Origin of the sequence: Leisingera sp. JC1 (assembly GCF_001679925.1) — a bacterium.
Taxonomy (GTDB): domain Bacteria; phylum Pseudomonadota; class Alphaproteobacteria; order Rhodobacterales; family Rhodobacteraceae; genus Leisingera.
Genome location: NZ_LYUZ01000061.1, coordinates 1 through 623, shown reverse-complemented (window position 1 = coordinate 623; position 623 = coordinate 1). Strand labels below are relative to the sequence as shown.

Genomic DNA, 623 nt, shown 5'->3' with positions numbered 1-623 from the left:
ATCCTGCTGGGGGCGGTTCTGGCGCCCACCGATCCGGTGCTGGCAGGCGATGTGCAGGTCGGCCCGCCGATGGAAGGCGGCGAGCACCCGGTCCGCTTCACCCTCACGACTGAGGCCGCGCTGAACGACGGGCTGGCCTTTCCCTTTGTCTACCTGGGCCTGATCGTCGCGCTGCAGGGGCTGGACCCGCAGGGCTGGCTGCTGCAGTGGGCAGCTATAGACGTGGTTTACCGGATTGCCGCCGGCGCCGCGATGGGGATCTGCGGCGGCTGGGTGCTGGCGCAGGTGCTGTTCAACTTTCCCGGCCACAGCGCCCTTGCCAACACCGGTTCCGGCGTGGTTGCACTGGCGGGAGTCCTCTTGTGCTACGGCTCCACTGAGCTGGTGGAGGGATACGGCTTCATTGCCGTCGCCGCCATGGGGCTGACGCTGCGCCGGATCGAGAGCGAGCACCGCTTCCACCGCCGCCTGCATGACTTCTGTGAAACCATCGAGCACGCCCTGACGGCGCTGCTGCTGGTGGCACTTGGGAACGCGCTGCCGCTGATCCTGCAGGACCTGTCGCTGCCGCTGGCGCTGATTGCGCTGCTGCTGATTGCCGTAATCCGCCCGGCTGCAGGCGC

General features: G+C 68.1%; 1 protein-coding gene. It reads left to right on the top strand.

Features of this window, described 5'->3' with window-relative positions:
* Nucleotides 1–623, top strand: a 623-nt coding sequence (locus A9D60_RS06465; RefSeq protein ID WP_175392906.1) for a cation:proton antiporter domain-containing protein, incomplete at both ends; no start/stop codon positions are given.